This window comes from Pseudomonas sp. p1(2021b), from assembly GCF_020151015.1.
GTDB lineage: Bacteria > Pseudomonadota > Gammaproteobacteria > Pseudomonadales > Pseudomonadaceae > Aquipseudomonas > Aquipseudomonas putida_K.
The window spans coordinates 87,521-104,144 of record NZ_CP083747.1 but is presented as its reverse complement, the minus strand read 5'-3'; the positions used below and the strand labels follow the sequence as shown (position 1 = coordinate 104,144).

Sequence of the window (16,624 nt, the reverse complement as noted above, 5' to 3'; positions counted from 1 at the left end):
ATGAACGAATTCACTGATATGCCCCTGGGCAACGAGGAAGAAAATGATGTCTTCGGATCTGAGCTTCTATCTGACGATTCTGGCGGTCTTTCTGATCCTGGCGATGTTCGTAACTGGCTTGAGAGCTTTGATAGCGCCAATCTTTTCGAAGGTCTTGACGCCTTCGATCTTGATAACGCTGCAGACGATGCTCAAGTGGATTTTCTGGGGACTGACGAAACTGTGGTCGAGTCATATCCTTTTGCTGAAGAACTTGGGCTCGCCGCACTCAATAATCTATCGAACCTTGGAGCGCAAAGACGAAAACTGAAGAAGGATGAGCTGCGCCGGCTTGATGAAGAGGATTTCGAGGACGGCGTAACGCGTCTCGCGTTTCGCATCATTAAGGCCAACGTCGAGGCTTTGTTCGCGAAGAAACTGCCGACCGATGTGTATGTGACAGCTGCCCAATGGGTGTTCGGGCCTACCCTTGGCGACTGGGCATTTGATAAGTGCTGTGAGGTGCTTGGAGCTCGCAAGGACGTCATTCGTCTGCGGATCCACTACGAGTTCTGGCGTCGCTGGTACGTGTTCCCGGTCGAGTTTCCTTTCATGATCGACCCCGTGCCAGAAGCTGTTGCGGATGAGATCTTCATCCTGGCCGGTGATGAAGGGTACGATCTTGCTCGGGTAGCGTGGGGGCAGCCTGGCATTCGATCGGCTGACCTGCTGGCACTCGCATCCGGCGGCAATGTCACAGAGGCCTATCGTTCGGCTTTGGAGCGGCTGTGTGATCGATACATGCTGAGTCAGCAAAATGATTGCTGGTACCTCACCGGCCGTAACCCAGCACTGAGGGCCGTGGACCTGGCCTTGCTCCCTCACAAGCCCCTCGTCAACCAGATCTCCTGGTCCAGCATGTTCTAAGCATGATCGGGGGCAGCCAGGCTCTTCATCGAGCGAGAGCCTGGTACTATCCCCGCCAGACCCTCAAATTTCCATCGTCTACGTGAATGAAGTTCCGGCCTGGGTAAACGCCCACGCCGCCGCCCTCAAGATATAGGGCTAGTCGTCGAAGGTAGTCTACCGGTACGCCTGGCACTGTGAGGTCGCAAGCGCCACCTCTTAGGTGCGCAGAGTGCTTTTTGCCACCCACCTTCTTGTTGGTCGACTCTTCGCGATACCCTGAAAGCACGATGATGGGCTTCGTTATCCCGTGAATTTTGAACCAACCTTGAATTCCTGCGACGTCCAGGAGCACAGGGCTCATCTGCACAGCCTTGCCCGTGTGAACATCGCGCATCAGTCGGCACACGGGGTCATAGCCGGACCAATCGAGTCGACCGTTCTGGTAATAGACCTTGTCGACCTCCTCCCACTGCCCGGGTTTGATCTCACGCTTCAGCCAGAGACGTCTGGGTTGATCCCAGAAGGTGCTGGCGCTTGAGAGCAGCGGAGTTGAGGAAGCGGCCAAGCCGAGGGCATATTGCAGGAATGTTCGACGGTCCAAAAGGGGGGCTCCACTTCTCTGAGCGGTGATTTTATCACCCGTATTGATGTATGTGTACGCGTTATGAATCTACCGACGCACTCCCCGGGGTCGCATTGTAACAAGCCAAAAAAACCCGGCTGCGAGAGCCGGGTTTGGTGGGTTAGTTTAGGAGGCCACGCATGTGCTTGAGCTGCTCGTTTAAGTCGCCGACCCGGTTGGGTGGATTGAAGGTGCCAAGGTTGGCTTCAAGAGCCACTAGCACTGGCTTGAGGTTCTCTGCAGCCTTGAAGCCCGGCTTATCAGGATCGAGCGCCTGAAGCACGTTCTTCTTGGCCATCATGTTGAACCATTCAGGCTCCCAATTCTCGCAACCAGGAAGCGCGAAGATCGTCCTTTTCGACCCCATTTCGACGGCTGATAACATGTCGATCGGACCTTCGACGATCATGAACTCACTTTCAGAGCCTTCCCAGATCCAAGGAGATTTTCCGCCGTACCGCATGGCCTTCTTCTCCCCTTCTTTGGGTTCACGCATGAGCCTAAACTCAGCAGCACAGTGCGATTGCGACCGAAACCACAGTGGCCGAAATGCACAGGCTGGCGCCTTTTTTTCGGGGTTCCACAGGCCCGCTTTCACCATCAGTTCCTGCCCTGCGACTTCAGTCAAGAACCCCTTGGCTTCCATCGGGTTGTTCGGGATTGTGATGAGGATGCCTCGGTTGCAAGCTTCCCGGGCTACATCCTCAGATATACCCCGGCCAGCAAAGTACTTCAGGGCATCTTTCGAGGGATAACTGCAAGCTTCGGCGACGCGTTGCAATACCAGCGCAAGAGCACTGTCATCGCGTTGGATCGCGTCCATGGGCTTGGGCGGAACATAGTGCTTCAGCAGCTCAACATCGGCGCCCATCAGGTCAAGACCTGCCTCCCGATGAGATTTCCCCCAGTAAAATGCCGCCGCAGCGACCACGTCACCTTGCTCACCGCACGAGTAGCAGAGCCACCCGCCGTTTTTCACGCTGATCTTCACCGAGTGAACGGAAGAAGCTCCGCATTCAGGGTTTGGACAGATGTTGTACCGAATTGCACCTGCTGATGGTCTCGCTTTCGCACCGAGCATGTGCTCGAAGAACCAGTCGAGCGGGACGTTATCTCGCACATACTCAAAGTCGACTTCATAGGCGACTCCATTAGCATCGCGCTTGTATGGTCCATTAGTTACTGACATTTTCTGGTTCTCCAGATGAAATCTTAATGCTCTGTGATGCTTCACGCCGGCCTGTAATACTCAGCCCGCGGCGGCGGCCAATAGCCGGGCTTCATCCCACACATCGATGTCCAGGTCCTTGGCGGCTTCGAGTTTCGAGCCTGCTGCCTCGCCGGCAACGACGAAGCTGGTTTTGCTTGAAACCTTGCTTGAGACCTTCCCCCCGGCTCCTTCGACCAGAGCTTTGGCAGCCTCTCTGCTGAGGGTTGGAAAAGTGCCGGTGAGGACGACAACCTTCCCTTTCAGCGAGGCCCCGCCGATGGCAGCGAAGTCGTTGGGTGTGGTGATCGTGGCCAGCCGATCTGCCTCAGCACCGAGAGTAGAATCCTCGAAGAATCGGGTGATGTTGGTGGCGGTACCATCCCCAACATCCGCGATGGCCAGCAGTTGCGCGTAAGTCGCTGCGCGGAATGCTGACCAGGACCCGAACTGCGCCGCCAGAGCTTTGCTGGTGGCCTCGCCGACACCCTCGATCCCCAGCGAGAAAATGAATCGCGGAAGGTCCGGAGCTTTCGAGCCCTCAATGCCCGCGACCAGGTTCTTCGCTGAGACCGGCCCAAACCCGGGGAGCGGTGCGATGACCTTGTCGTTCAGACTGTACAAGTCGGAAGGCATGCTGATCAGGCCGGCGGCGATCAGAGTTGAGACCGACTTGTCGCCCAGGTTGTCGATGTTCATTCCCAGCCGAGACGCGAAGTGAGCGATCTTGCCCTGCTTCTGTGCCGGGCATTTAATGCCACCTGGGCAATGCAGCTCGACGGCGCCCTGCAGGCGAACGAGGGGGCTACCACATGACGGGCACTCTGTCGGCATCACATAGTGGGAGAGGGTCTTATCGCCGATCGAGGGCACTGTCCGAACGATCTCCGGTACCACATCGCCCGCTCGGCGAACGATGACGGTGCTACCGACCTTGATACCCTTGGCCTCGATCTGATCGGCGTTGTGGAGGTTGGCGCTGGATACCACTACGCCACCGACGCGCACAGGCTTGAGCTTTGCCACAGGGGTCGCAGGCCCCGTTCGGCCGATCTGCACCACAATGTCTTCGACGACGGAGACGGCCTCCTCTGCTGGGTACTTGGACGCAATGGCGAATCGGGGGGTGCGATTGTTCCAGCCAAGGCGTTCTTGGTCGGCGAGGGAGTTGACCTTGAATACGACGCCGTCGATGGCTACTGGGAGGTTGTGGCGATTCGCACCCACCGCATCGTAGAACCCTTTGATGCCATCCCAGCCGTGGACCACGGTCGTTTCCGGGGCAATGCTGAATCCGAGCTCCAGCAAGCCCTCAATGATCTTCCACTGTTTGGTTGCCTTGAACGCAGGGGTGCCGTCGAGCTCTTGGGCGCCATACGCGTAGAAAGACAGTCTCCTGGACGCAGTTACTTTGGGGTCCAGCTGGCGCATGCTGCCGGCGGCGGCGTTGCGGGGGTTGGCGAGGGTCTTCAAGCCCTGGCTCTTGAGGCGCTCATTCACGATCTTAAAATCGCTATTGAGTATGACAACCTCGCCACGAACCTCCAGATCAGTGGCCGCTGGTAGGGTCAGGGGCAAGTTCAGGATGGTTTTGGCCTGTGCCGTTACATCCTCACCGGTCGTTCCATCCCCGCAGGTGACTGCGCGAACCAGGACGCCAGCCAAGTATCGAGCCGAAAGCGCTAAGCCGTCGTACTTCAGTTCAGCGGTGAACTCGATGTCCGCCGGCTGTGACAGCTCATCCACCACAGAGCTTGCAAATGCCCGGGCCTCTTCCTCGTTCATGGCGTCTTTGAGCGACAGCATTGGGACATCGTGTTGTGCTTGGAGGAACTCTTCCAGAACCCGGCCACCGACCCGCTGCGTTGGTGAGTCAGCGGTAGCCAGATCTGGATACGCAGCTTCCAGTTGCTCCAGTTCACGAAACAGGAGGTTGAATTCTCCGTCCGGGATCGTCGGGGCATCGAGTCGGTGGTACGCATCCATGTGTCCAGCGACCTCTGCACGGAGTTGAAGAAGGCGTTGCTCAACCTGGGCGAATTCAGACATGGTTTTTCCACTGGCAGGATAGGTGTGTGCATGATTATAAATCTGCCAGTATTATGCGTACATGTTTCTTTTTCGTGCGCCAAATTGTGCTGGCGGTAAGCCGGCCAGGAGTGAGTTGCATCATGTTTTCGAACCTTCACCTCTACCGGATTACTGAGCCCTGGAGCTTGTCTACGGCCGAGCTTGCGAAACGTCTGGAAAAAAGGGCATTCACTCCCTGTACGGGTAGCGTCATCAAAACCCAGGGTTGGGTGGAGCCCCGGGTTGGCGGTGGCCTCGTGTTCGAGGTGCAGAAGCAGATCCTGCTAAATCTGTGCTTTGAAGAAAAGAAGGTACCCGAGCCTGTATTGCAGCGACACGTGGCGAAGAAGGCGGCCAAGATGCTCTCCGAGAAGGGCTACAAGCCGAGCCGGGACCAGCTCAAGGCGATGAAGGAAGAGGCGTTTATCGAGCTCTTGCCCAGGGCATTCGAGTCACAGAGCACTGAGAAGGTGTGGATCGATACTTCGGCGGGCCTGATCGGCATCGACTGTGGCTCACCGGCGAAAGCCGATGATGTCGTCACTCAAATACATGACGCCATCGATATCCCTGCATCACTGATTCGAACCTCGATGGACCCCTCCTCTGCGATGGCCACCTGGTTGATGAACAACGAATCCCCCGACGAATTCACGGTCGACCGTGAGGTCAACCTGCAGGGGCTGGACCTTGAAAAATCTAAGGTGGGCTACGCCTCGATCAGCCTGGAGCGCGAGGAGATCCGACAGCACCTCCTCGAAGGTCGGCGCCCCGTACGGTTGGCCATGACGTTCAATGAAGAGGTGTCCTTCGTGCTGACTGACAAGTCGACACTCAAGCGCATTGTTTTCCTCGAAAACGTGAACAAAGAGATTCCCGATGAGGAGGAAGAGGAGGCTGCATTCGGCGCGATGTTTCTGACTTACGCCGGCGTGCTGGCAAAGCTCGTACCCGCTCTCATGGAAGCGCTCGGCGGTGAGGAGGCCGCACAGGGATAATCCGATTTGTAGTCGCGTGATGTGCATTACCGGGTACTAGGCAAACGCAAGGCTTAGCCACTCAACCCGGGAGAATGACCATGAAACTGACTATCGACACCGATGTTTGCAAACGTAAGGCTCAAGCTCTGTCGCTTGAACTCGTACTGTTCATCACCGCGTGCTGCATGCGCTTGAAACTGCTCTGCGAAATTGCTGTGATGCTGGCAAAGGCCGGTTATTACAGGATGTTCTTCTCGCAGATCTACACCGCCAGCAACATCGATGTTGACGGTTTTCGTAACGTGTATGAGCTCGAAGGGTATCCAAGTGTCACGCCTGGCTTTGTGCGCTTGCAGTATCGCCAGACAGTAAACGGTCACGAGAAGGCCCGCTCCAGCATGCTGGTTACTGTGCAGGAATGGAATGCAGTGGCCCGTCGTGTGGCATTCGGTTCTGGGCGCTTGGCTCAAGCTGATTAACGTTTTACAGCACCCGGCCTCTCCTGAGGCCGGGTTTTTATTACTCGCCGTACAGCGCGGCCCATGCCTCTTGGACTGCTTCGTCCGAGGCGTCGCTGAGCTCATCCAGGCTGACGTCCGCATACCCACTAGCATGCAACAGGGCGTCGGCATCTGATGGTGCAAGCCCTCGGCAGATTTTGTGAATTTCTTGGCAGCGGCCATAGTTCCATGCCTCATAAACCTGCGCGTTCCAGGTGATGCCCTTTTCGACGTGTGCGACCAGGTCGCGAGTCATGACATAGGCGCCTAGGTAGAAGATGCAGGAATTCAAAGCGCATGCTGATAGTTCGCCTGGGCTTTCTCCACGACGCTTCGCAATCTCCAAATCAGCCCAGGAGCTCAGGTTCAGTTGGAAGCCAGGCTCCCAAGCAATGGTGGTCAGTTCAGTTTGCATAGTTTCACCAGAAGCCCGGCGCGATGCCGGGCTCGATCGTGATCAGTGGACGGTGCCAGGGGCTTGTTGTTTGTAGATCTTCTGCAACCTGGCCTCGGCAAGCTTTGCGATCTCAGGCTGCGCACGGAGGCGGATGGTATCCAGGGCCAACATTGCGCTGATGTCGCCGGTGATCGACGTGAAGGTGGCATCTGGTGAGCAGCCATCGTCCAGAACGGACTCTGCTTCTGCAGACGCCACGACGAACGTTGGTACCGATTCCACTTTGAAGGCCTTGAACAGATTGGGATTGATCTCCCACGGCACACCGGCCTTGTTCACCTCCAGCGCAGCCTGTTTGGTCTGCATCTGGGAGCCATTCTTGAACCCTCTCACGACCATGACAGCACCGGTTTCGCGAGCTTGTTGCGCCAGCCGCTCAAGCCTGTCTTTGGGCATCGAGAACGACACGAAGATGATGAAGTCGTTCGCGCCGTGGCCACCCTTTGCACCTTGTTTTGCGGCGTTGAATCGCGCAATGACGTCGTCAAGCGACTCGGTCTTGGTGGGCGCTGGGGCGTCGATGACCGGTACCGTGGCCTTGAACGTGCCCGGCTTCACCGGATCAATCTTCCCGTTCAGAGCGGCACTTCGAGATGCCGCCTGCTCCTGCATGATCTTCTGGATAGCTTCGTTGGAAGGCATTTCCAGCTGCTGGGACACGGCAGGCACGGCGAAGAAACTAGTTGCTAAGAGTAGCGCCGCCGCAGCAGTCGCGTTTACGGAAAATGCCATAGCCAAAGTCCTTGTATCCTGGGAGAGGGAACTCAGTGTTCGATTCGGTCAGAATTGTCGACCGCCCGATTGGAGAGCAGCACTTGCCTGCGATTTTTGCGGTCTCAGGCTTGGGGTAGAGGCGAGTCAGCTTGTACTGCCGCTTGTCCATGATGATCTGCGGGTAGTAGCCGCACATTGCGTCACCTCCCATTGCCGCCCACTGGGTACCCGCGGCATGGAGTTTCGCGAGGATTCGCGTGGTTTGCAGCCGGGCGGTTTGCTCCATGCTCAGGTGCGCCTCGTTCCGACCGGTCAGCGGGTACATGTGACCGTAGGAGCCGGCGGCCCAGAAGATCGTGGACAGTGGGAAGCCTGTAGCAGCGGCAACGGCATCGGCGGACATGGCCCCGATCGCCAGCATGCTCCCGAAGGGGAACGCGTAGGGGGTCAGGATGCCGGCGAGTTCGTCATCGTTGTGGGTTGGGTCCGCGAAAGACATCCAGGGCACGTCGATACCGCGGTTGTCCATGCACGTGTCGTCCAGGATGGCGCCCATCACATACATGGCCGGGTTGATATAGAAGTTGACCTGCATGAACGAGTCGCGGGTGCTGCCGATGCCGCTGCTCTGATCGTCAGAGATGTAGCCGAATGCATCTGCGTTGACGCCTACGTTGACTTTCACCCCACCGAGCAAGGGGAAGCATCCAGGCACCGTGGTAACGTCGGTCATCATGTCGAACTCCCAGAACGAGGTGGGAATGCCGACCTTGGGCGGGTTATCGCACGTGCAGAATGCGCTTTTGTTCCCGCTGTCGAAGTCTTCCTGGCCATCGGAAATGAGCTCCGTTGAACCGAAAAGCTTGATCGGGAACATGCAGGACCAGCAGACGTCCGAAATCAGGTTCGGGAATTTACCGGTGCACACGCCTTCATCGGCAGAGCTGACCGTACTGAGCAGGGCCGTTGCCACAAAGCCCAGGGCCATAAGCAGTTTCTTCATAGCTTCAACTCCTCGATCTGGAGTTCCCTGCCCTTTTGGGTCAGGACCGCGGGAACGCGCTCGATCCCGAACTTCTTCGTGAGGATGCCCATCTGGTCGAAGTAGACCGGGCGACCCCACTCCCGGTTGAGCTTCAGGAACGAACCCGCGACCAATATCACTTTGTCCCGGGGATGCTCATCGGTGCGCTTCTTGGCGTACTGCAGCTGCTTCGGGTCGCGAGCGTCGATGAAGATGATCGCTTTGCTGAGGGTGATGTGGTCCAGCGGGTTGATGCGAGTGCCCGCCGGCACCAGGATGTTACCCAGATGATCTTTGACGGTCTCAGGGTACGTGTAGGTCGGGTCGTACATCCTGATCTGCGGCTCAACGACGGGCCCAATGCCGGGTACCGGCTTGGGGTTTTCTGCTCCGGCCAACTGCTTGTCGCGGTAGTCGTTCCAGAACTTGTCGAGTTCGCCTTTCTTGTCCATCGCTTTCAACCGACCTTGGATCATGTCGATTGCATCCTGCTCCTGGATCTCCCAGGTGTTTCCGTACTTGCCGAGCTCTTCGGCATGAACAGTGGATGACGCGAGGTAGAGGGCGGTAAGGAAAGCGGATGCGCATAAGCGGCGTAGCTTCATCACAACTCCAATGAGAATGCCCAGCCCGGGGCTCATGACGATCAGGTGATCAGAAACCAACGTGGCCATCGAGATGGCCACGTGGAGAAGACTGTTGGCGGGAGATCAGGAACCGCCGTTGAGCCAGGCGTCGAGCCGCTCGGCCGATACCAGCCCCGGCATCTTCCGACCGTCTTCGCTCACCATGGCGGGAGTACCCTGGAAGCCAATGCTTTCGGCCAGCGCGATGTTGCGCTCGATTGGGTTATCGCATTTCTTCGCCGGCGGCTGGGTGCCTTGCGCCAAGGATTCCCATGCAGCAGCACGGCCAGCCTCAGGCAGACACCAGACCGATTCAGATTTGGCGCGAGCCTGCGGGTGCAGCGACTCCAGCGGATACATGAAGGTGTAAATGGTGACATTGTCCAACTTGCTGAGGACCTCCGTTTCCAGCTTCTTGCAGTACGGGCAGTCAGGATCAGAGAACAGATAGAGCTTGCGGGAGCCGTTGCCCTTTACGCGAGTGAACGCGTCTGCCAGCGGAAACTTCGAAACGTCGATTTTCTCAGCTGCAGCTCGCTTGGGTGCCGTCAGGTCCTTGCGAGTCTGCATGTCGTAAACGCTGCCGAACAACAGGTAGCGACCTGAGGCATCGGTGTAGGCAATGTTCTTGCCCATGGTAATTTCGTAGAGGCCATCGATCGGCGCCCGCTCTACGTTGGTGAAGTTGGTGGAGGGGTATTTGCCCTTGAGCGTGTTGAGCACGGTCATGATCTCGATGTCAGCAGCTGGCGCCGCTGCCGCAGCTGCTGGAGCGGTGGCTGCGGCAGGGGCCTGAGCAACCTCGGGTGCAGGCGACTCGGCCTGGGCGAATGCAGCCAGCGAGCAACTGGCGAGAGCGATAGCGACAACGAGCTTTTTCATCGGTTACCTCAGATTTATAAATGGTGCCGGTAGAATTATGTGTACGTGTGACCATATACTAGCAATACCGACAACTCGTGACTATACGCAGCGAGTATTAAAAGAGAGTTATGGATACCGCAAAGCCGCCATCTCACCCGTTGCAGCAACTGCACCACGCCTATCAGGCAATCAATGAGCGCTTCTTTTCCGGGTCATTACCTGGCTGTGAAATCAGATTCTCGACACGCCAAGGGTCTGAAGGCCATTACCGGCCTGGCGCTCTTCCGAGCGGGGAGCTCTGCCCGGCCTTGGACCAAATCGCCGTTGGGGCGCACCTTTCGAGCAGCAAGATGATCGAATCGCTGGCGCATCAAGCCTGTCATCAGTACCGGCAGCACTCCGGACAGCCCCCGCGGCGGGCCTACCACGACCAGGTCTGGGCCGATAAAATGGTCGAGATCGGTCTGCAGCCGTCCAGTACCGGCCTGCCTGGTGGCCAAGTGATCGGGCAGAAGGTGTCGCACTACCTTCTCGAAGGCGGGGGCCTGAGCCTCCTCATCCGCGAGCTTCACGATCAGGGGCTGAACATCAATCTGGCGGGTGCGGCCGGGCCTGCTGGTGCTGGCCGCCGAAGCGCGCAAAAAAAAGTCTGGGCCAGAACGAAATACACATGTGCTGGCTGCAACAAATCTGTGCTCGGCGGCGACCAGTTCAACCTGGTGTGCGGTGATTGCCAGCTGCCGCTAACGCCTGAGGTATCTACTGCGGGAGCGATCGAGCGCGAAGGCGCCGAGATGCTGGCGGAGGAAGGGGCACTTCATACGGCGCCCAGCTCCTGGGAACAGTCGGTGGCATAAGAAAACCCCCGAACCAATAGATTCGAGGGCGGGTGAAGCAGTTATGCAGAGTTGGAGAACTCGCAAGAGTCCAGCCGACTCACGTCCGGCGTGGATCCTCAATTACGTTGGTTTCTGGAACCGGAATCCCGTAGTGGTCCGCATCGTGGTACACGGCAGAGTTCGGATTGAGGAAAGACAGGTCGTCAACGACCCAGCGTCCTCCGTTGGTTCCGCCGGCGAGGTAGCAGCAGCGGGTACCGGCAGGGACTTCTACTTTGTAAAAACTGCGGGCGACTTTAAATTCGACTTCGGCAGCATTGATGGTCTTGCCCATTTTCGCGATAGGGGTGCGGGTGTTCATGTGTTTCTCCTGAAAGGCGTTTTTTGCTGGCAAATCAAAAAGTGAACAGGTCACCCGCGGATCCATGGCCGTTGTTGAACTTCGTCTCGCGAGGTACCTCGAACCAACTGAATCCGTCCCAGACCTCCAGCTTTTCGCCTGACACACGTGCTTTGAAGTAGCGACATCCCAGCTTCGGGTGGTAGGCGTAGATGCCCGCCCCTTTCAACAGGTGATCATCGATTTTCTTCTTCGCTTGAACTGCGGTGAGAGTGGCCATTGCCTGCTCCTTTCATGTGAGGTGTGCCAGGGCACTTGTCTTGCCGTAAGGCGTTGAACTTGCCTCGGGAGATGAGTCTCAGCTCTCTATAAACCCACATGAAAAAACCCGGCGCATGGCCGGGTTGGATGGAGCGTTTCTAAGCTTGTAGCTGGTAGCTACCAGTTACCTTGGTGCCACGCATGGCGCTGTAGTAATTGACGCGATCGATAAAGGGGATGGCCTTCAACGCGGTTGAACTGAAGCCATGGGTTGAACGTATGGTCTCAATGGTGTCACCAGTTGAGAGCTCCCAGAGGAAGATAGTCCCCCCATTGGCATGTACCGCTGCTTTCCGCGTGATCTGCGCGCCCTTCATAAGCCGCGAGGCTTCAATGATCGGATGCATACCGCCACCCTTCACTTAGCTTTTGCGTTGGCGACGAACGATTCGAGCTCCTTGAGGGTCGACCCGAAATTTACTTTCTCGCACAGCACTTCGATCTCTTGGGTCGACAGGGGCGTGAGCTGACCGGAATTGCTTGCGATATCAAGCAGGCCCGGAGCAGCTGACGCCCCACTTCGGAGGATCTCCTGGTAGTGGCGAAGTGCGGCGAGGATCGTACCTTGCTCACGGTCAGCGACCAGAACTGCAGTTTGATTTGCTTGGATTTGCTTGGACATACTGATCTCCTGGAAAAGCAGGTCTATGCGGGTGACCTGGTCTCCGGAGATGGTGTGCATCGAGCTATAAAGCTGCCCCGGTTTGAGACGGTGGTTGTGATTCAGTGGTGTATACGCGTTCGGCCAGGCCGGCGATCGCCCGGCAAGGCAAAGCTCGGCGGCGGTGCTTAAGTTAAGGAAGTGCCCAAATTTTCAGCAGCATCATGGCCCAGGAAAAGCTGATCACCCGAATAACCGAGATCGCTGAGTCGCTCAACGAGCGCCAGCGTGCCTACCTCGTGGTGGCGTATGACGAAGATCAGCGGGCCGAGCAGGCGAATTCTGGGCCAGGCTCTGCGCCAGCGAGCCAATGGCGGTGGCTGGAATATGGTCCTGACGGTCGGGTCCGAAGAATGACGTACGATGGCCCGTTACGGTACGCGCTCGCGGAGATGAAACTGGTCGGTCATGGCGCCGGCTCAACGTGGCATTCCCTGGAAAGCCGCGGCTTGCTGAACACGGATCACCGGCTGATCGGTTTGGGCGATCTCATGTCTCTTTATGTCAGGCTTACAACTGATGGCAGGAGGGTCGCCAGAGTGCTGAAAGGCTTGCCTATGCAAAAACCAAAAATTGACCCTGCCAGCAAGCCGATGTCGCTCACTGCCCTGCGCATTCTTTACCAGGGGCAACAGCAGCCAAACGAATTCTTGGACCCATTTGAGCCATGGATCGGGCGAAGTTATTACCCTCCTCTCCTGGTCGTGCTTGGCATTGCCCGAGGACTAGCAAACAGGGGGCTTCTGGTGGCCGATAAGCGAAAACTGAGCTTTAAAATTTCCGCTGCGGGCCAGGCCGTCGACATCGAGGGAGCCGAGAATTGGCAGCCGTTCCTTAGGCCGGCCTATGGTGAACCTGATTAGAACGACAAGTGCCTTGAGCTAAGAGCGCTCATAGCCTGCTATTCCTGGCTGCGATCATTGGCCACTGGCTTGACTGGCTTGCTGATGAACTTGTGGGCTGCGCAATCTGGGACTTTCGGTGTGATAGCGGAGAGAGCAGTCATTTCCTGCTCTATCCAACTGAACACCGCAGGAAGATCGAGGCCGCCCCGCTCACGTGTCGCATGGTGAAAAGTGGCGTACGCTTCATGGTCGATTGGCTCATAGTCGGTTAGCCGGTTATCAAGAGCCTCGGCCCACGACTTAGAAAATGGGGCTCGAAAGTAAACCAGCAGGGCAACCACAAGGCTGGTGCCTACTACCAAAAGTGGGTCCTGTTTCATGATGACTCCGACAATGATGGCAGTGGAAATAGAGGCGAGAAGGCTTGCCATCATGGACGGTGGAAGGGTCCCGTTCTGCATGTCCAGCGCACACCTCCTTATGTCCATTAGCTTTTTCTTTCGGGTTTCAAAGTTCATGCTTTCTCTCATCAGTCATTCAGTTTGCTGCTGGGGCTATCAGCTGTAATTTCGCCGCCTCGGCTTCGTACTCGGCAAGCGCTTTGGCGTACATATCAGGGTGCTGCTTGTCGAAGCCGGGCATGTGTTCAGTTTCCACCCACTGACCGCGGATTTGGCTTTTAGCGAGCCAGGGTCTCTTGCTGCCGGCCGGCTGGGTCCATGCGGTGACGCCTATTCCGAACGATGCGATTTGCTTGGCCGTGATGAATCCCTGCTTACGCATCAGGACCACCACTTTCAGTGCCGATTCTTTCCATGGCGTGAGTCGAACCGGGGCTGGAACTCCAGCCGGCAAGGAGGTTACGATGGCCGGTACACGGCAGCGCACTGAGGGCCACCAATCGAACATACGTTCATCAGAGCCTGCGCTGCCCTCTGCATAAAAGAGCCGATGATCAAGTCCGAACGTGTGCACGTAGCCTTGTGCTGTCCATGACTCATATGGGCAGAGTACTTTGACTCCAAGCCGACGGAGCATCTTGGCAATGCCAGCACTGGCATCGGTGATTTTGCTGACGATGACCAGGCGGTGATCTGGGCCCGGACTTTCCCAAAAGTCGTCGCCTTGATTGGGAAGGATCTGTTCAGCGACCTTGGCATTCAGCGAGAGCTTTGCCTGGACACCGATCTGGCGGCCGTCGTCGTTGACCACCAGCACATCGAACCCTGCAGCCTCTGGATAACACGTCCATCCTTTGATCTGGTTGAACTCTTTGATGAATACTTCGCAGAGCGTCGACTCTTTGCTGATGGTTGGAGGCTTGGCTCGGCTTATAGGCTGCATGATGAGCTCGGTGTGTTCCCGGCGTTGCTGCTGGTCGTGTGAGAGTATGGTGGCCATCGTTGTCCCTATTGGGTTGAGGCGGAAGTCGCGCTCGCGCGGTCATAACTCGTACCTATACGCCACATGATTCTGAATGCATGCATTCAGTTTGTCCATTCCGATACTGTGAGTATCTCGCGGGTCGAGTGGAGGGTAGTTAGGCACTCCCTCTGGCCTCGATACCCAACGGAAACGGCGTATTTACGGGCTTTCTGGCGCTCTGACCGCTCGTTCGCATATTTTTATAGTTCCATGTTGCATTGCCAGCGAAACCAGTGTTTAATAGGCCCCATGTAGGCGAACAAGCCTCAACCGACCCAATCTCCTGAAAGGCTGGGAAAATCAACCGAAAGGTTGAACTTGCGACCACAAGGCCCGCTACTTCGTAGTGGGCCTTGTGGTTTCTGGCGTTCGTGAATCAGGCGCGTCTCACCCGCTGGGCCTGGGCCTAGATGCTATAACACGAACACATACACCGACTGTATCTAAATGCTATCCTGCTCAGGTTGGCCATGCGGCCGACCAATAATCCCCACTAGGAGCACAGGATATGAGCATGAGCGAGAAGCAAGTCACGGTGGAGGTCAACGGTGTAGGGGTGGGTTCTCTCTCGATGGAGAAGTACCAGGAGATGCGAAGCCGCGTGCGGCGAGATCCTCGGACGTACGTCAAAGCCCTGATCGTTGTGATGGGCGCCTTGACTCGAACCCTGCGCGGAGCCCTTGCAGCCTTGCCAACGGCCGTTTTCGCTTTAGTGCTGCTTGCGACATTGTTGGAGCCCGAAGCAGTCACCAGAGCACTTTTTGCGTTGCAGTCTGCTAGTCCTGCTGAGATCACTGCGGGGTTGACCAAAATCATTGAGGTGGCGCGATACCTGCTAGTTCCTATGATTGGCCTCTTCACATTGTTCTCGGCCTTCCGTGAAGTGCGGGACGCCTACTATGAGGATGTTTGCCGCGAAGTCCGCATCGCTCTGAATGCCTCTGCCGTTGGCCACGTGCACATCAGCGTGTGCGACGTGGAGGCCGAGGCTCCTCAGTCCGCGTAAGCGTCTGCTGCCCTTTGGGCGGAGGTGGTCACGCCTCTGCCTAGCCCACTTACTCCCCTTGTTCTGTGCCTTTGATGGTCTGCCGCCACAGCTTCCAGGACTCATAAAGCCTCTCGGCCGACACGGGCTGTGCAAAGCCCATCCACTCCGCCACCAGGGCCGGCGTTTCCCCTCTTTCGAACAGCTCAGCCGCAAACGTATTACGCAGGGTCTGCGGGCTAGCTCGATGCTCAGGATCGCGAATGGCCTTCACCCCAGACTCGACGATCACGGCCTCGGTGATCCGGTTCACCGTCGACGGGTTGATCGAGGTGATTTTGCGACCGTTCTTGATCACCGGCGTGATGTCGCTGGGGAATACCAGGTCGCCCTCGGTACCGGCCTGCTGGCGGATGTGCAACCAGGTGGCCAGCGCCCGGGCGGCGTAGTCAAACGGCTTGGTCCGGTGCTCGAACTTCGAATCCGCATAGGAAAGGGTGATCCATGGGGCGGCTTGCGGGGTGATGCAATTAACAGTCAGGCCGACGATGTCCTGCACCTTGAGCCCGGCCCCCACGCACAGACCCACCATCGCCCGATCCCGCGCCTCGCGCCACCGCCCCCGCTCGTTCTGTGCCGTCAGCGGCGCCACCAGGTGATTGGCCAGCAGCTCGGCTTCCTGGGGCCGCAGAAAGCTGGTAGGCAGGTTGCCGTCGACATCCTTCCATTTGACCCCTTCAGCCCTCAACGCCTGCGCCGCCGGGTTGAGGAAACCTGGCTCTTCCTTTTCCTTGAACAGGTCGGCCAACACTCGTTGTATTAGCTTGCGGTACCGGTCGCGCTGCGGCCTATTGTTAACTCGCTTTTCGTTCTTCTCGATCTCAGGGGTTAGGCTATCAAGGAAGTCTGAAATATCGCTTGCATCCACTTCGTCTAATTTAATGCTCTTTTGCTCAATCCAGTCGACAAACCGGCCCCACTGCGAGCGATAGACCTCCGCGGACGATATTCGAATGCGGGCTGAGGTTCCTCTGCCCGCTTGCTGGCTGATCCAGTGGTCGAATGTCTCCTTAGGCCGTTCATTCCAAGAAGGACTGTCAGGTTTGAAGAGGTCTTCAGTAGCGCTCATGGGCGACTCCGGAGGTACAGGATGGACGGGAGCTAGGTCGGCCTGCTCTGACTGTTAATTGCATGTCGGTGAAGTGTAGTGGAGAACATTTGTACTCGCCTGGTTTTTTCACTGACAGAATGGGGGC

General features: G+C 57.2%; 21 protein-coding genes. 6 read left to right on the top strand and 15 right to left on the bottom strand.

Annotated features, from left to right (window positions below; translation table 11 throughout):
* Window positions 1-906: a hypothetical protein gene (locus tag K8374_RS24930; RefSeq protein WP_023383780.1), complete on the top strand. Its 906-nt coding sequence runs from the start codon at window positions 1-3 to the stop codon at window positions 904-906.
* Window positions 907-952: 46 nt separating this feature from the next.
* Here K8374_RS24930 and K8374_RS24925 read toward each other — a convergent pair whose 3' ends face one another.
* The 3 genes from K8374_RS24925 to ligA all read right to left on the bottom strand — a co-directional run bounded on the left by K8374_RS24925 (window position 953) and on the right by ligA (window position 4,766).
* Entirely contained in the window at window positions 953-1,489 is a 537-nt protein-coding gene (locus K8374_RS24925; protein WP_054893915.1) for a YcbK family protein, read from the bottom strand.
* A gap of 142 nt (window positions 1,490-1,631) precedes the next feature.
* The gene (locus K8374_RS24920) at window positions 1,632-2,699 is read right to left on the bottom strand and encodes a toprim domain-containing protein (RefSeq protein ID WP_023383778.1); all 1,068 of its coding nucleotides are present in this window, start codon (window positions 2,697-2,699) and stop codon (window positions 1,632-1,634) included.
* Window positions 2,700-2,759: 60 nt separating this feature from the next.
* Complete coding sequence (gene ligA / locus K8374_RS24915) at window positions 2,760-4,766, bottom strand: NAD-dependent DNA ligase LigA (protein ID WP_060495169.1); 2,007 nt, start codon at window positions 4,764-4,766, stop codon at window positions 2,760-2,762.
* A gap of 122 nt (window positions 4,767-4,888) precedes the next feature.
* Between ligA and K8374_RS24910 the strand changes: the two genes are divergently transcribed.
* Together K8374_RS24910 and K8374_RS24905 are read left to right on the top strand one after the other, a co-directional pair.
* Window positions 4,889-5,785: a recombination-associated protein RdgC gene (locus tag K8374_RS24910; protein WP_023383776.1), complete on the top strand. Its 897-nt coding sequence runs from the start codon at window positions 4,889-4,891 to the stop codon at window positions 5,783-5,785.
* A gap of 80 nt (window positions 5,786-5,865) precedes the next feature.
* Window positions 5,866-6,246: a hypothetical protein gene (locus K8374_RS24905; RefSeq protein WP_023383775.1), complete on the top strand. Its 381-nt coding sequence runs from the start codon at window positions 5,866-5,868 to the stop codon at window positions 6,244-6,246.
* A 40-nt stretch (window positions 6,247-6,286) separates the two neighbouring features.
* Here K8374_RS24905 and K8374_RS24900 read toward each other — a convergent pair whose 3' ends face one another.
* From K8374_RS24900 to K8374_RS24880, 5 genes are read right to left on the bottom strand one after another with little or no spacing between them, the layout of a single operon-like run.
* On the bottom strand, window positions 6,287-6,682 hold the full coding sequence (locus tag K8374_RS24900; RefSeq protein ID WP_023383774.1) for a hypothetical protein: 396 nt from the start codon (window positions 6,680-6,682) through the stop codon (window positions 6,287-6,289).
* Window positions 6,683-6,724: 42 nt separating this feature from the next.
* Entirely contained in the window at window positions 6,725-7,456 is a 732-nt protein-coding gene (gene trbC / locus K8374_RS24895) for a type-F conjugative transfer system pilin assembly protein TrbC (protein WP_224459419.1), read from the bottom strand.
* Complete coding sequence (locus K8374_RS24890; protein WP_023383772.1) at window positions 7,404-8,441, bottom strand: TraU family protein; 1,038 nt, start codon at window positions 8,439-8,441, stop codon at window positions 7,404-7,406. The genes trbC and K8374_RS24890 overlap by 53 nt, the downstream gene beginning before the upstream one ends.
* A complete protein-coding gene (traW, locus tag K8374_RS24885; protein ID WP_023383771.1) occupies window positions 8,438-9,136 on the bottom strand; it encodes a type-F conjugative transfer system protein TraW in 699 nt (232 codons plus the stop codon). Before traW ends, K8374_RS24890 begins: the two co-directional genes overlap by 4 nt.
* Window positions 9,137-9,172: 36 nt before the next feature.
* Window positions 9,173-9,970, bottom strand: coding sequence for a DsbC family protein (locus K8374_RS24880; protein ID WP_023383770.1), 798 nt, complete (start codon window positions 9,968-9,970; stop codon window positions 9,173-9,175).
* Between the two features lie 110 nt (window positions 9,971-10,080).
* Here K8374_RS24880 and K8374_RS24875 point away from each other — a divergent pair, with 110 nt between their 5' ends.
* Window positions 10,081-10,809, top strand: coding sequence for a hypothetical protein (locus K8374_RS24875; RefSeq protein ID WP_041925798.1), 729 nt, complete (start codon window positions 10,081-10,083; stop codon window positions 10,807-10,809).
* Between the two features lie 79 nt (window positions 10,810-10,888).
* Here K8374_RS24875 and K8374_RS24870 read toward each other — a convergent pair whose 3' ends face one another.
* The 4 genes from K8374_RS24870 to K8374_RS24855 all read right to left on the bottom strand — a co-directional run bounded on the left by K8374_RS24870 (window position 10,889) and on the right by K8374_RS24855 (window position 12,074).
* Window positions 10,889-11,152, bottom strand: coding sequence for a hypothetical protein (locus K8374_RS24870; RefSeq protein WP_023383768.1), 264 nt, complete (start codon window positions 11,150-11,152; stop codon window positions 10,889-10,891).
* A 34-nt stretch (window positions 11,153-11,186) separates the two neighbouring features.
* Window positions 11,187-11,411, bottom strand: a complete 225-nt coding sequence (locus K8374_RS24865; protein ID WP_023383767.1) for a hypothetical protein — start codon at window positions 11,409-11,411, stop codon at window positions 11,187-11,189.
* 139 nt (window positions 11,412-11,550) lie between these two features.
* Window positions 11,551-11,799 carry a hypothetical protein gene (locus K8374_RS24860; protein WP_023383766.1) on the bottom strand — a complete coding sequence of 83 codons (249 nt, stop codon included), beginning with the start codon at window positions 11,797-11,799 and terminating at the stop codon, window positions 11,551-11,553.
* A gap of 11 nt (window positions 11,800-11,810) precedes the next feature.
* The gene (locus K8374_RS24855; protein ID WP_054893917.1) at window positions 11,811-12,074 is read right to left on the bottom strand and encodes a hypothetical protein; all 264 of its coding nucleotides are present in this window, start codon (window positions 12,072-12,074) and stop codon (window positions 11,811-11,813) included.
* Between the two features lie 203 nt (window positions 12,075-12,277).
* Between K8374_RS24855 and K8374_RS24850 the strand changes: the two genes are divergently transcribed.
* Complete coding sequence (locus tag K8374_RS24850; RefSeq protein ID WP_023383764.1) at window positions 12,278-12,976, top strand: hypothetical protein; 699 nt, start codon at window positions 12,278-12,280, stop codon at window positions 12,974-12,976.
* A 38-nt stretch (window positions 12,977-13,014) separates the two neighbouring features.
* Here the strand turns inward: K8374_RS24850 and K8374_RS24845 are convergent, their stop codons facing one another.
* Both K8374_RS24845 and K8374_RS24840 read right to left on the bottom strand, forming a co-directional pair.
* A complete protein-coding gene (locus K8374_RS24845) occupies window positions 13,015-13,476 on the bottom strand; it encodes a hypothetical protein (protein WP_023383763.1) in 462 nt (153 codons plus the stop codon).
* A gap of 19 nt (window positions 13,477-13,495) precedes the next feature.
* Window positions 13,496-14,359: a hypothetical protein gene (locus tag K8374_RS24840; RefSeq protein WP_023383762.1), complete on the bottom strand. Its 864-nt coding sequence runs from the start codon at window positions 14,357-14,359 to the stop codon at window positions 13,496-13,498.
* 538 nt (window positions 14,360-14,897) lie between these two features.
* Between K8374_RS24840 and K8374_RS24835 the strand changes: the two genes are divergently transcribed.
* Entirely contained in the window at window positions 14,898-15,389 is a 492-nt protein-coding gene (locus K8374_RS24835) for a hypothetical protein (RefSeq protein WP_175442733.1), read from the top strand.
* A gap of 49 nt (window positions 15,390-15,438) precedes the next feature.
* On the opposite strand, the gene K8374_RS24830 is transcribed toward K8374_RS24835, so the two are convergent.
* Window positions 15,439-16,497, bottom strand: a complete 1,059-nt coding sequence (locus K8374_RS24830) for a tyrosine-type recombinase/integrase (RefSeq protein WP_023383760.1) — start codon at window positions 16,495-16,497, stop codon at window positions 15,439-15,441.
* Between the last annotated feature and the right edge of the window lie 127 nt (window positions 16,498-16,624).